The organism is Deefgea rivuli DSM 18356, assembly GCF_000620145.1.
Classification (GTDB): domain Bacteria; phylum Pseudomonadota; class Gammaproteobacteria; order Burkholderiales; family Chitinibacteraceae; genus Deefgea; species Deefgea rivuli.
On record NZ_JHVM01000009.1, the window covers coordinates 122,449 to 135,300 of the forward strand.

Consider the following 12,852-nt stretch of genomic DNA (forward strand, 5'->3'; position numbering starts at 1 on the left):
AATTGTTTTCAATATTGCAGCGTGTGCTGGTTCATTTTAGTGCTTTGGCGCGCCCGCCTGTGCGGCGAGTATTGCTCAAGCAGGTCTATTTTACGGCGAATGAGGCGGCTTGGCTGGTCGCGGTAACGGGCTTTGCTTTGGGAGCGATTGTTGTCGTGCAGTTGCATGATGAGTATGGGCAAAGCCGTGATGCAGCGCTGCGTTTGCTGGGCTCGCTGAGTTTTGTTGAGTTGTCACCCTTGTTGGCTTGCTTGATGATGGTGGCGCGTTCGTCGTCGGCTGTGGCGATTGAGCTGGCTTCAATGCGAATTAATGGTGAAGTTAATGAGTTAGAGCGAATGGGGATTTCGATTACGTCCTATTTGCTGTTGCCACGGGTGTTGGGGGTTGCGTTGGCGGCGATGGCGTTGACTGCGGTGATGGCGTTGGCGTCTGTTTTGGGTGGGATTTTGTTTGCATCGGGTTGGGACGCGAGTTATCAAATTTTTGCTTTAGAGCGAATGCTGCGTTTGGATGAAGTGGTGGTGTGTATTTTGAAGGCCGCTACTTTTGGCTTGGCTGCAGGGATTGTATCGGTGCATGCTGCATTTTCAGTGCAATTGCAGGCTTCTGATGTGCCAAAAGCGGCGTCTCGTGCGGTATTGCGCGGATTGTTGGCTTTGTTTGTGATTGACTTTGCTTGGGCGATGGCGCGATGAGCGAAACTGTGTTGTTTGATGTCGATGTTTTGCGTGTGCCTGGCCAGTATTGGCTGACCATTGCTGAGAAAGAAGACGCCGATGAAGTGATTAATCGGCTCGCTGAGGCGGCGAATCAAATTGAGCCGGGTAGTTTGGGTATTTTGGAAGCAAGGCCCGTGCTCATTAATAATTTGCGAGCTTGGGAAAATTTGATTCTACCGCGTTGGTATCATCATTCCGGTGGATTGCATGAGCATGATGAAATATTGAAAGATTTGCTACGGGCAATGGAAGTGGATGAGGAAAAGCTAGTGTTGATGTTAAGTAAACTGCCGGGGCAGCTCGATATTGCGCAGCGCAGGGTGGTGGCTTTTTTGCGAGTAGTGCTGCAGCATGCGCCCGTATGGGTGATTGAGGATGAGTGGTTGGAGTGGTGGCAGGATGCGCGAGGTCGCAACCCAATGTTAGCTAAAATTATGCAGCAGATTGTGATGCCCAATTCTCTATTGGTAATCTCTACGCGCACGGCGCAGCCAAATTATCAGGTGGTGAAAATGATTGTGGAAGAGACTGAATGACGACGCCTTATTTCTTGAAAGATAACGATCCGCGCTTTAAGTGGTTAAGCTGGCGCGTTGGCTTGTTTGTGGGTTCGATTGCTGTGGTATTGGTGGTGTTGGTAGTGTTGCTGGGGCAGCGGCAGGGCTTATTTAGCAGTAAGGAAAAAATTCATTTTGTTGCTGAAAGTGGTAGTGGTTTAAAGCCCGGCATGCAGGTGCGCTTGTCGGGTTTTCGGATTGGCGTTGCGGATCGGGTTGAGCTGAATGAGCAAGCGAAGGTGGATGTCACCTTGCTGATTGAGCAGCAATATATGAGATGGATTAAAGAGGACTCCATTGCGATCTTGCAGCAAGAGGGTTTGATTGGGGATCACTATATCGAAATCGCGGGTGGAACGGCTAAGGCGAAGCTTTTGGCGGAGGGCGGTGTGCTGATGTTTGCACCTGCGCTGGGGATTGCCGATATTGCGCAAAATTTAAGTAATCGAACTTTGCCGATGATCGATTCGGTGCAGCAAACCTTTGAGTATCTGAATGATCCAAAAGGCGATATTCGTTTGATGTTTGCGAACGTACAAAAACTCACCGCCGAAATGCGCGAAACGCGTGAAAAATTGGATGTGCTCTTGGCACGGGTGGATAGTGTGGTCGATGTGGAGGCGCGAACCACTTTGCGCAGCGCTGATCGACTTTTGGTGCGTGCCGATAGTGTGGCGGCGGAGGTTAATGAGAAATTAACGCCGGTCTTGCTGGGCGCAGCATCGATTGTGGTGAGTGCGGATTCGGCGGCAAAAGATGCGAGTGCCACGATGTCGGTGGTGCGTAAGTCGGTAGAGTTAGCCGCGCCGCGTTTGCCGAGTGTGGTGCGTAATGCCGATGAGTTGCTCTATGGTGGTCGCCAAACTTTGGATGGTTTACAGCGTAGCTGGCCGCTTAATTCGATGCTTGCGCCACTGCCGTTAGAAGCGCCGATGCCGGAGAGTCGACGATGATGCGCTCTTTAATGGTATCTCTGTTGGTTTTGATGTTGGGTGCGTGCAGTTCTACGACTGAGGTGATTAAATCTCCAGCACGTATACAGGCGGAGCTAGCTCACAGAAACGCTTTGCTGGCAATACGTGATGGGCGTATCGAAAGTGCTGAGTATGAATGGCGCTCTGCATTGTTGGCGTATCAGGCGATTGATGATTGGTCAGGGCAGGGAATGGCGCGCTTGGGTTTGGCGCAAATTCAATTGCGGCTGGGGCAGGCTGAGGCTGCGGAGCAGGTACTTGCGCCCATGCTGGAGATTAAAGTGTTCCCTGCTGTGCAGCGATCTCAAGCTGCATTGCAAATGGCGCAATTAATATTGGCTGCTGATTCGCCAGATTGGTCACGTGCAAAAAGTTATTTAACGCAAGCCCGTGCCGAGTGCGCTCAGCCTTGCCCGATTGGGACGCAAATTTTGAATGTCAGCGCCAAAATCGCGTTGCGAGAAGGTGATTTGCCTGCTGCTAGTGTGGCTGCGCTGCAAGGTTTGGCGCTGGCGCAAACTAATCGCGCTGAGATGGCTTTCTCGCAGCGAATTTTGGCCGAAGTCTCGCTTAAGCAGAGTGATTTTGCTACTGCCGTCGTTTGGCTCGATCAGGCTATCGTGCTGGATCGGCAAAGTGCCGAGCCTTTATGGCTCTTGGATGATTATCGTTTGCTGCTTGAGATCGCAAAGCAATCGGGTGATTTGGCTTTGCGGCGTCGTGCTGATGTGCACTTAAGCGCATTATGTGCAGCAATGGCGTGTACGCCTTGAGTTTTTGCTGCATTTGCAATACAATCCTTCGCTTGCTGTGATGCTGCGTTTGTTTTGACGTTTTTATCGTAGTGAAAATCCCGTCCGCCCTGTCAAGGGTGCGCTTCAAATGGTTTGAAGTGTCCCGTGCGGATGGAAGACCTAACCCTAAGACACAATTGGAGAATTAAATGTCTGTAAGTATGCGCGATATGCTCGAAGCCGGTGTCCATTTCGGTCACCAAACCCGTTACTGGAACCCAAAAATGGGTAAGTACATCTTCGGTGCACGCAACAAGATTCACATTATCAACTTAGAAAAAACTTTGCCATTGTTTGAAGACGCGATGAAATACATCCGTCAATTGTCTGCAAACAAAGGTAACGTAATGTTTGTTGGTACTAAACGTGCTGCTCGCGAAATCATCGCTGAAGAAGCTGCACGCGCTGGCGCTCCTTTCGTGGATCACCGTTGGTTGGGTGGTATGTTGACTAACTTTAAAACAGTTAAGCAATCAATCAAACGCTTGAACGAAATGAAAGCAGTTCTGGAAAATGCTGAAGGCTCTGGCTACGGCAAGAAAGAATTGTTGATGATGAAACGTGACGTTGAAAAACTAGAGCGTTCATTGGGTGGTATTAAAGAGATGGGCGGTTTGCCTGATGCGATTTTCGTTATCGACACTGGCTACCAAAAAGGCGCTATCGTTGAAGCCGTTAAACTGGGTATCCCAGTAATCGGTGTAGTTGATACTAACAACAGCCCAGACGGCATTGACTTCATCATTCCTGGTAACGATGACTCTTCACGTGCAATTCGTTTGTACGCTCGTGCTGCTGCTGATGCAGTACTTGAAGGCCGTAACCAAGCAACTCAAGCATTGGTTGCATCAATCGCTGATGCTGCACCTGCTGCTGAGTAAGCTTGCATAGCAAGTGATACCAAGAAAAAGGGGCGTCTGCCCCTTTTTTGTAATGTTTATCAAATAAAATGTAAATCCCTGTTCAGGAGAATATTAAATGTCTGCGATTACTGCAAAAATGGTTGCTGAGCTACGTGAATTAACCGGTCTTGGTATGATGGAATGCAAGAAAGCATTGGTTGAAACTGAAGGCGACATCAAGAAAGCTGAAGAACTGATGCGCATTAAATCAGGTAACAAAGCGTCTAAAATGGCTGGCCGTACCGCTGCTGAAGGCGTGATTACTTCGTTTATCTCTGCTGATAAAAAAATCGGCGCTGTGGTTGAGATCAACTGCGAAACCGATTTCGTAGCGAAAGATGATGGTTTTGTTGCTTTTGCTAAAGCAGTTGCACAAGCAGTTGCTGAATCAAATCCTGCTGATGTTGAAGCCTTGGCTGCCGTGGTATTGGCATCTGGCGTAACAGTTGAAGAAACACGTAAAGCATTGATCGCTAAATTGGGCGAAAACATGACTGTACGTCGTTTTGCGCGTTACGAAACGGCTGGCGAATTGGCTGTTTACTTGCACGGTGCAAAAATCGGTGTAATGGTTGATGTAACGGGTGGCGACGAAGGCTTGGGTAAAGATATCGCGATGCACATTGCAGCAGCGAAACCTAAAGCATTGGATGCGAGCGGTGTGGATGCTGAAGTGATCGCTACAGAGCGCCGTATTGCGGAAGAAAGTGCAAAAGCTGAGAACAAGCCTGAAGAAATGATGGCTAAAATTGTTGAAGGCAAAATCAATCGCTTCTTGAAAGAAGTGACTTTGCTGAACCAAGTGTTTATTAAAGCTGAAGATGGCAAGCAAACCATCGAGCAGTTGTTGAAAGCAAAATCAGCTACTGTGAATGGCTTTACGATGTTGGTTGTTGGTGAAGGCATTGAGAAAAAAGTAGTAGATTACGCAGCAGAAGTTGCTGCAGCTGCACAACTTTAAGTCTAATTTAAAGACTTGAAATCACGCCGCGCGGTAACGTGCGGCGTTTGTACGACCACACGCCCAAGCACTCAAAAAGGATATAGAGATATGAGTCAAACCACAAAATATAAACGAATTTTGTTGAAGCTCTCCGGTGAAGCCTTAATGGGCGATGATAGCTACGGGATTAACCGCGCTACGATCGACCGGATTGTGCAGGAAGTGAAAGCGGTCGTTGATTTGGGCGTTCAGGTTGCGATTGTGATCGGCGGTGGTAATATTTTCCGCGGTGTTGCACCTGCTGCGTCGGGCATGGATAGAGCAACGGCTGATTACATGGGCATGTTGGCAACGGTAATGAATGCATTGGCCTTGCAAGATGCAATGCGCCACGCTGGCGTGGTTTCTCGCGTTCAGTCGGCATTGACGATTGCTCAAGTGGCTGAGCCCTATGTACGTGGCAAAGCGATTCGTTATCTTGAAGAAAATAAAGTGGTGATTTTCGGTGCGGGCACCGGTAATCCGTTCTTTACGACCGATACCGCTGCGGCGCTGCGTGGTATGGAAATGGGCGCAGACATCGTGATTAAAGCCACCAAAGTCGATGGCGTTTATACCGATGATCCAAAGAAAAATCCAGATGCAGTTCGCTATCAAACTGTGACTTTTGATGAAGTCATTGGTCGCAACTTGAAAGTCATGGACGCGACGGCTTTTGCCTTGTGCCGTGACCAAAAAATGAATATTTGCGTGCTGAGTATCTTCAAAGCTGGCGCTTTAAAGCGTATGGTACTTGGGGAAGATGAGGGTACGCTGGTACACTGCTGAACACATTAATTCGCAAGGTAACGGGCGGAGTGATTTTCCGCCTGTTTTTTATTGCAGCAAGAGGTAAAAAGATGATTGCAGACTTAAAAAAATCCACTGAAGCCAAAATGCAAAAGACGGCTGAAAAACTACGTACTGATTTAGCAAAAGTTCGTACTGGCCGTGCTCATACCGGTTTGCTAGATCATGTACAAGTTGATTACTGGGGCAGCATGGTGCCAGTGAGCCAAGTGGCCAATGTGACTTTGATTGATTCTCGTACGATTGGTGTGCAACCTTGGGAAAAACCAATGGTTGCTAAAGTAGAAAAGGCGATTCGTGACTGTGATTTGGGCTTGAACCCGGCATCACAAGGTGATTTGATTCGCGTTCCGATGCCGATGCTGACTGAAGAGCGTCGTCGTGACTTGATTAAAGTGGTGCGTGGTGAAACTGAAGAGGCACGTGTTGCATTACGTAATGTGCGTCGCGATGCCAACGATCAAATGAAACGCGCTATTAAAGACAAAGAAATCTCTGAAGATGACGAGCGTCGTGGTCAAGATGAGATTCAAAAACTCACTGATAAATATATCGCTGAGTTGGACAAGCAGTTGGCAGATAAAGAAAAAGAACTTTTGACTGTATAAAAGTCGATTCAATTAGGCGGTAAGAAACGTGGCTTTATTCTCTCGCGAGCGCGAAGAACCGAACATATTGAACGGTAAGATCCCTCGGCATATTGCAGTAATTATGGATGGCAACGGCCGTTGGGCTAAACAGCGTTTGATGCCTCGCGTATTTGGGCATAAAAAAGGCGTTGATTCTTTGCGTGAAGTGATTACAGCGTGCAAAGATTGGGGCGTTCAATATTTGACCGTTTTTGCGTTTTCTAGCGAAAACTGGCGTCGTCCTGCGGATGAAGTTACGTTTCTGATGGGCTTGTTTTTACAAGTACTGCAATCTGAAGTTGAACGGATGTGCCGTAATAATATTCAGCTCAAAATTATTGGCAATCGCAGTCATTTTTCTACTGAACTACTCGCGATGATTGCCGATGCCGAGGAAAAAACGGCTGCGAACACTGGTTTGGTGCTAACGATTGCGGCGGATTATGGCGGGCACTGGGATATTGTGCAGGCGACTCAGCAATTATTAAAAGCTCAGCCCGAGTTGATTTCTAGTTTTTCCGAGGCCGATATTCAGCCTTATTTGGCAATGGCCTATGCGCCAGATCCTGATCTCTTTATACGTACTGGTGGCGAGCAGCGTATTAGTAACTTCCTGCTGTGGCAACTGGCGTATACCGAACTTTATTTCACTGATTTGCCATGGCCAGATTTTGGTCGCACCCCTTTGAACGATGCGATTGCTTGGTTTCAAGGGCGTGAGCGCCGTTTTGGGCGAATTAGTGAACAACTCGATTCTGCAAAATAACCATGCTAAAAACCCGTGTATTGACTGCATTGTTCTTGTTGCCTTTGGTTTTGGCCGCATTGTTTTTCTTTCCGCCGACAGCTTGGATGTTGTTCTGTGCTGCATTGATGGGCTTGGCCAGTTGGGAATGGCAGAATCTAGCAGGGATGCACGGGCTGATTGCAAAAATATATCCTCTACTGACTGTCGCTCTGTTTTTGCTTAGTGCTAATTACGCGCCAGCCTATTTTGTGTACGGCTTGTTATTGGCCTCTTTGGTGTTTTGGTTACTTGTAGTGCCGTGCTGGTTGCGCTTCAAATGGCCTTTGTTGGCGGCGGGTAATTTGAATGTACTGAGCGGCTGGGCTTTATTGATTCCAGCAGGCTTAGCCATGATTGTTTTGCGCGGTGATGGTTGGCCTTTGCTAATCGTGATGGCAATTGCTTGGGTTGCGGATACTTTTGCCTATTTCTCAGGCAAGGCATTTGGCAGAAAAAAGTTAGCGCCAACAATTAGCCCTGGGAAAAGTTGGGAGGGGGTATATGGTGGCACGCTCGCTGTTATATGCTATTTCATGTTGATACCTAAGCCATTTTTACTGTTGCCTACATTGAGCTCAATGCAGAACAGCAAAGCTCAATTATTTCTGTGGGGTGCTTTTGCGGTACTTCTTACTGCGGTGAGTGTGATGGGTGACTTGTTAGAGTCCTTGCTAAAGCGCCAGCGCGCTATCAAAGATAGTAGTCATCTATTGCCAGGTCATGGCGGCGTGTTGGATCGGATCGACAGCCTGCTGGCAATATTACCCGTTTCGGCGGCGATTTATCTGTTACACCTAATGCCTCTGTAAGAGCGATTGGAAAATCATGCAGCAACAAATAGTGACTATCCTCGGCGCCACTGGCAGTATCGGTAGTAGCACCTTAGATGTGATTAAGCGTCATCCAGAACGTTATCAAGTGTATGCATTAAGCGCGGCCAGTCAGATCGACAAACTGATAGCCGCTTGTGAATTGCATCGTCCTCAGCATGCCGTTGTGTTGGATGAAGTGAATGCGGAGCTACTGAGCCAAGGATTGCGAGCGCGGGGGATCGATACCGCTGTGAGCTTTGGCCCACAAGCGCTGATTGATATTTCAATTGCTGCCGAAGTCACTACAGTGATGGCTGCAATTGTCGGTGCGGCGGGTATGTCCGCCACGTTGGCTGCTGCAAAGGCCGGCAAGCGGGTACTCCTTGCAAATAAAGAAACACTGGTTTTGGCTGGCGCTTTATTTATGGACGCGGTTTCGCAGTCTGGCTGTGTTTTGTTGCCTATCGATAGTGAGCACAATGCCATTTTTCAGGCGCTACCTGATTCCTACCGTGAAAATCCATATCAATCATCCTTGTCTGCTGCAGGTATCGAGCGAATTCTTTTAACTGCGTCGGGTGGCCCATTTCGCACTCGAGACATCAATACCTTTCCACAAATCACAGTCGCAGAAGCAGTAAAGCATCCAAATTGGTCGATGGGCCGTAAAATTTCCGTGGATTCGGCCAGTATGATGAACAAAGGCTTGGAGGTGATTGAGGCGCGCTGGTTATTTAATGCGCCTGCCGAGCACATTCAAGTGGTGGTGCATCCACAAAGTGTCGTCCATTCTATGGTGCAGTATCGCGATGGTTCGGTACTCGCGCAGTTAGGCTCGCCTGATATGCGTACGCCGATTGCTTATGGTTTGGCTTATCCTGAGCGGATTGAAGCAGGCGTGAAGGCATTGGATCTTTTTGCTGTGGGGCGTTTGGATTTTAGTCCGCCTGATTTTGAGCGTTTTCCTTGTCTGGGCTTAGCATTTGCCGCGTTGAAGGAAGGCGGCGCAGCGCCAGCGGTGCTTAATGCTGCAAATGAAGTGGCGGTTGCAGCATTTTTAAATGAAGAAATTTTGTTTACTGATATTCCACGCGTGATTGAATCTGCACTAAGTCGTTTATCAACGCTAGCGGCCTTGAGTATTGACGATTTGATGGCGGTAGATGCTGAGACTCGCCAATTTGCCCATTTTGAAATTCAACAAAAGACAGTGCGATGCTAACTTTTTTTGCCTTTGTGTTTGCAATTGGCTTACTGGTTTTTATCCATGAGTATGGTCATTACTGGGCTGCGCGCCGCTGTGGTGTGGGTGTTTTAACATTTTCAATTGGCTTTGGTAAGCCGCTGTATCAATGGCAGCGTGGTCAAACAACCTGGCAAATTGCAGCGATTCCATTGGGTGGTTTTGTGAAAATGTTGGATGAGTCCGAAGCGCCTGTTGCTTCAGATTTACGCCAATATGCCTTTAATACACAGCATCCGGCAAAAAAAATGGCGATTGCTTTTGCTGGGCCATTGACGAATTTGTTATTCGCTTGCTTAGTTTATGCCGGTTTGTATGCTCATGGCGTTGTCACTTTGAAGCCGATTATTGGTGCTGTCTCTGCTGGAAGTATTGCTGCGAATGCTGGTTTGAAAGCCGGTGATCGCATTACGCTAGTGAATGCAGAGAAAGTTAGCGACTGGGAGCAAGTGCAAATTAATTTATTTAGCGCAGCTGGGCATGCTCAATTGTTGATTGGCGCTAAAACGGCACAAGGGGCTGAAAAGCAATTTGCTTTAGATTTGAGTCTGTTAAAAGCGGCTGAATTTGATCAGAAAATTCTAAGTCGTTTGGGTTTGTCACCTTTTGCAGCGACTAATCGTATTGCATTTATTCAAGCAGGCAGCGCTGCTGAGCGTGCGGGTTTACAGGTCGATGATTTGATTTTGGAGATCAATCAGCAAAAATTGCTAGATTGGCATGAGTTTCAAGATGTTGTTGCCAGTAGTCCAAGCCAAGCTTTATCACTCACTGTAAATCGGAACCAGCAAGTGATTGCGCTGGTGGTCACGCCAGATGCAATTGAATTGAATGGCAAGAAAGTAGGGCGCATTGGTGTTAGTCCTGCTAATGATGAAGCGCTATATAAAAAGATGCAGCAGACTGTTCGACTGGGCCCGCTAGATGCTTTGGTCGCGGGCGTCATTAAAACCTACGATTTGTCGATATTAACGGTGAAAATGTTCGGCAAAATGCTGGTGGGGGCGCTGTCTCCCAAGCAAGTAAGCGGACCATTGGGGATTGCCGAATTTGCAGGGCAAAGTGCTGCGATGGGCTGGCTTGCGTATTTGCAAGCTTTGGCACTGATTAGTATAAGTCTTGGTGTGCTTAATTTGATGCCTGTACCGATTTTGGATGGTGGCCATTTGCTGTATCATGGCTACGAATTATTAAGCGGACGCACGGTTCCTGAGTGGCTTGCGTTGGTCTTGCAAAAAATTGGAATTTCTTTACTGCTCTTATTGATGGCGCTAGCACTCTTTAATGATGCTAATCGCTTCTTGTTTGGCCTCGGCTAATCTCTAACCTGTTGACGAATGGACCAATGAAATTTAAACCTATGTATATGCTGCTTGCAGCGGCATTTGCCAGCATGAGTCTTACTGCTCAAGCTTTTGAAGCTATTACCGTTCAAGATATTCGTGTTGAAGGTTTGCAAAGAACAGACCCTGGTACTGTTTTTAATTACTTGACAGTCAAAGTGGGTGATCGATTTGATGAGGCTCAAGCAAGTGAGGCCATTCGTACTCTATTTGCAACTGGTTTTTTTGACGATGTACGCGTTGAAGTAGATGGCCGCGTCATTGTCATTACTGTCGAAGAGCGTCCAACAGTTGCACAAATCAATATTAATGGCTCAAAGCTTCTTGAAAAAGATCAGGTTAAAGCGGCATTTAAAGGGCAAAACTTGGCTGAAGGTCGAATTTTCCAGCAAGAGGTGCTGGACGCCGCCATTAATGAATTAAAGCAGCAATATTATGCACGTGGGCGTTATTCTGTTGATATCAAAACCACGATTACCAAATTAGATCGAAATCGTGTGGGTATTCAGGTTGATATTTCGGAGGGTGAAGTTGCTAAAATTAAGGCAATTAACTTCGTTGGTAATACCGTTTATTCACAGTCTGATTTAATTAGCGTGATGTCGCTAACTACGCCGACGTGGATGACGTGGTATACAAAAACAGATCAGTATTCAAAACAAAAATTCAGTGGCGATCTAGAGGCGATTAAGTCCCTTTACTTAGACAGCGGTTATCTGAATTTCTCAATTGAATCAACACAAGTTGCCTTATCTGAAGATAAAGCCGATATGTTCCTTACCGTGAATGTACGCGAGGGTGACATGTATCGGATAGGTGATATTAGCTTTGCGGGTAACTTTACATTACCAGCCGCTGAGTTGCTCGCTTTGGTTGCCGCTGAGAAAGGCGAGGTATTCTCGAGAGACAGTATTAATAAATCCACTGCAGCCATTTCCGATCGACTTGGACATGAAGGTTATGCATTTTCAAATGTGAATGCTGTACCTACAATTGATGAAGAAAATAAAACCGTCGCGTTTACATTTTTTGTTGATCCAGGCAAAACAACATCGATTCGTCGGATTAATATTTATGGCAATAATCTGACTAAAGATGAAGTTATCCGCCGCGAAGTCCGTCAGATGGAAGCTGCCGCCTACGATTTAGCCAAAATTAAGCGCAGTAAAGAGCGTTTGCAGCAGCTGGACTTCTTTAGTGAGGTTAATATTGATACCCCTGTTGTGCCTGAAAGCGCTGATTTGGTGGATATGAATATCAATGTTGTAGAGAAAAAAACAGGTAGTTTGAATTTTGGTGTGGGCTACGGGCAAGGTGAGGGCGCGCTCTTCCAGGCGTCGGTTTCACAGGCTAACTTCTTAGGGACAGGTAAGCGCTTCTCGGCAGAAGTGAATACGAGTAAGGCTTCTAAGGTGTTGTCGCTGGGCATGAACAATCCTTATGCTACTCCTGAAGGCGTGTCATTCGGTTGGACAGCCTATTTGCGTGACACAGATCCCGGTACGATGGATTTAGGGCAGTACAAGATATCGTCTAAAGGTTTGGGCTTTAATTTTGGCATGCCAACGACAGAGTATAACTCGCTTGGTTTAGGGGTTAATTTTGAAAATATGAAGTTCGATGTAACTTCAGGTTCGCCATCTTACGTTCTTGATTATATTAAAGAATTTGGTGATACGGCTCAGGTGTACTCTGTTAATGCCAATTGGAGTACCGACTCTCGTGATTCTGCCGTCTTCCCAACTAAGGGCTGGATGGTTAAAACTTCCGCAGAACTAGGTGTGCCACCATCGGATATAAACTACTACAAACTAAATTTCCAAAGCCAATATTTCTATTCTTTACCAACTAAAAAACCATTCACATTCATGTGGAATATGGAATTAGGTTATGGCGGCGTGTATGCCGGCAATGAAGACTATCCGTTCTACAAGAATTTTTATGCGGGTGGTGTGAACTCGGTTCGTGGTTATAAGTCGGGTAGTTTAGGGCCTATGGATAACACCGGAAATAGCATGGGTGGATCAACTCGGTTTGTAAATAACTTCGAAGTATTTGCGCCTGTCCCTGGTATGAAAGATGATAAGTCAATGCGCCTGAGTGCATTTTATGATGCGGGTAATATTTGGACTTACAACCAAAGTATTGACATTGATTCGATTCAGCAATCGGTCGGTGTTGGTTTTACTTGGATATCGCCAATTGGCCCATTGAAACTAATTTATGCACACCCAATTAATGCCGCGCCTGACGCGAAAAAAGAAAGTGTCCAATTCCAAATTGGTCAATTGTTCTAA

The 12,852-nt window shown here is 46.8% G+C and carries 13 protein-coding genes; all 13 read left to right on the forward strand.

The features are described 5' to 3' along the window. Nucleotides 1–2 precede the first annotated feature (2 nt). The 13 genes from Q320_RS0104785 (at nt 3) to bamA (ending at nt 12,852) form a co-directional block, all read left to right on the forward strand. The gene (locus Q320_RS0104785) at nt 3–698 is read left to right on the forward strand and encodes an MlaE family ABC transporter permease (RefSeq protein ID WP_084282360.1); all 696 of its coding nucleotides are present in this window, start codon (nt 3–5) and stop codon (nt 696–698) included. Then, nucleotides 695–1,258: a P-loop NTPase family protein gene (locus Q320_RS0104790; protein WP_027468067.1), complete on the forward strand. Its 564-nt coding sequence runs from the start codon at nt 695–697 to the stop codon at nt 1,256–1,258. Before Q320_RS0104785 ends, Q320_RS0104790 begins: the two co-directional genes overlap by 4 nt. Further along, nucleotides 1,255–2,232 (forward strand): MlaD family protein, encoded by a 978-nt coding sequence (locus Q320_RS0104795; RefSeq protein WP_027468068.1) that lies wholly within the window; start codon nt 1,255–1,257, stop codon nt 2,230–2,232. Before Q320_RS0104790 ends, Q320_RS0104795 begins: the two co-directional genes overlap by 4 nt. After that, nucleotides 2,229–3,026, forward strand: coding sequence for a tetratricopeptide repeat protein (locus tag Q320_RS0104800; RefSeq protein ID WP_027468069.1), 798 nt, complete (start codon nt 2,229–2,231; stop codon nt 3,024–3,026). Before Q320_RS0104795 ends, Q320_RS0104800 begins: the two co-directional genes overlap by 4 nt. A gap of 170 nt (nt 3,027–3,196) precedes the next feature. Next, nucleotides 3,197–3,928, forward strand: a complete 732-nt coding sequence (gene rpsB, locus Q320_RS0104805; RefSeq protein WP_027468070.1) for a 30S ribosomal protein S2 — start codon at nt 3,197–3,199, stop codon at nt 3,926–3,928. A gap of 97 nt (nt 3,929–4,025) precedes the next feature. Continuing rightward, complete coding sequence (gene tsf, locus Q320_RS0104810; RefSeq protein WP_027468071.1) at nt 4,026–4,910, forward strand: translation elongation factor Ts; 885 nt, start codon at nt 4,026–4,028, stop codon at nt 4,908–4,910. 90 nt (nt 4,911–5,000) lie between these two features. Continuing rightward, the gene (pyrH, locus tag Q320_RS0104815; RefSeq protein WP_027468072.1) at nt 5,001–5,720 is read left to right on the forward strand and encodes a UMP kinase; all 720 of its coding nucleotides are present in this window, start codon (nt 5,001–5,003) and stop codon (nt 5,718–5,720) included. A gap of 71 nt (nt 5,721–5,791) precedes the next feature. Next, nucleotides 5,792–6,349 (forward strand): ribosome recycling factor, encoded by a 558-nt coding sequence (frr, locus tag Q320_RS0104820; protein ID WP_027468073.1) that lies wholly within the window; start codon nt 5,792–5,794, stop codon nt 6,347–6,349. A gap of 28 nt (nt 6,350–6,377) precedes the next feature. Beyond that, nucleotides 6,378–7,136 carry a polyprenyl diphosphate synthase gene (uppS, locus tag Q320_RS0104825; RefSeq protein WP_027468074.1) on the forward strand — a complete coding sequence of 253 codons (759 nt, stop codon included), beginning with the start codon at nt 6,378–6,380 and terminating at the stop codon, nt 7,134–7,136. A gap of 2 nt (nt 7,137–7,138) precedes the next feature. Further along, entirely contained in the window at nt 7,139–7,966 is an 828-nt protein-coding gene (locus Q320_RS0104830; protein WP_027468075.1) for a phosphatidate cytidylyltransferase, read from the forward strand. 16 nt (nt 7,967–7,982) lie between these two features. Beyond that, nucleotides 7,983–9,191: a 1-deoxy-D-xylulose-5-phosphate reductoisomerase gene (gene ispC, locus Q320_RS0104835; protein ID WP_027468076.1), complete on the forward strand. Its 1,209-nt coding sequence runs from the start codon at nt 7,983–7,985 to the stop codon at nt 9,189–9,191. Beyond that, a complete protein-coding gene (gene rseP, locus Q320_RS0104840; protein ID WP_027468077.1) occupies nt 9,185–10,531 on the forward strand; it encodes an RIP metalloprotease RseP in 1,347 nt (448 codons plus the stop codon). The genes ispC and rseP overlap by 7 nt, the downstream gene beginning before the upstream one ends. 26 nt (nt 10,532–10,557) lie before the next feature. Then, nucleotides 10,558–12,852: an outer membrane protein assembly factor BamA gene (gene bamA / locus Q320_RS0104845; protein ID WP_027468078.1), complete on the forward strand. Its 2,295-nt coding sequence runs from the start codon at nt 10,558–10,560 to the stop codon at nt 12,850–12,852.

Excerpts from the sequence above, each read along its gene's own strand:
- rpsB (WP_027468070.1), top strand. The coding sequence starts at position 3,197 with ATGTCTGTAAGTATGCGCGATATGCTCGAAGCCGGTGTCCATTTCGGT.
- Q320_RS0104795 (WP_027468068.1), top strand. The coding sequence starts at position 1,255 with ATGACGACGCCTTATTTCTTGAAAGATAACGATCCGCGCTTTAAGTGG.
- rseP (WP_027468077.1), top strand. The coding sequence starts at position 9,185 with ATGCTAACTTTTTTTGCCTTTGTGTTTGCAATTGGCTTACTGGTTTTT.
- frr (WP_027468073.1), top strand. The coding sequence starts at position 5,792 with ATGATTGCAGACTTAAAAAAATCCACTGAAGCCAAAATGCAAAAGACG.
- bamA (WP_027468078.1), top strand. The coding sequence starts at position 10,558 with ATGAAATTTAAACCTATGTATATGCTGCTTGCAGCGGCATTTGCCAGC.
- ispC (WP_027468076.1), top strand. The coding sequence starts at position 7,983 with ATGCAGCAACAAATAGTGACTATCCTCGGCGCCACTGGCAGTATCGGT.
- Q320_RS0104790 (WP_027468067.1), top strand. The coding sequence starts at position 695 with ATGAGCGAAACTGTGTTGTTTGATGTCGATGTTTTGCGTGTGCCTGGC.
- Q320_RS0104800 (WP_027468069.1), top strand. The coding sequence starts at position 2,229 with ATGATGCGCTCTTTAATGGTATCTCTGTTGGTTTTGATGTTGGGTGCG.
- tsf (WP_027468071.1), top strand. The coding sequence starts at position 4,026 with ATGTCTGCGATTACTGCAAAAATGGTTGCTGAGCTACGTGAATTAACC.
- Q320_RS0104830 (WP_027468075.1), top strand. The coding sequence starts at position 7,139 with ATGCTAAAAACCCGTGTATTGACTGCATTGTTCTTGTTGCCTTTGGTT.
- pyrH (WP_027468072.1), top strand. The coding sequence starts at position 5,001 with ATGAGTCAAACCACAAAATATAAACGAATTTTGTTGAAGCTCTCCGGT.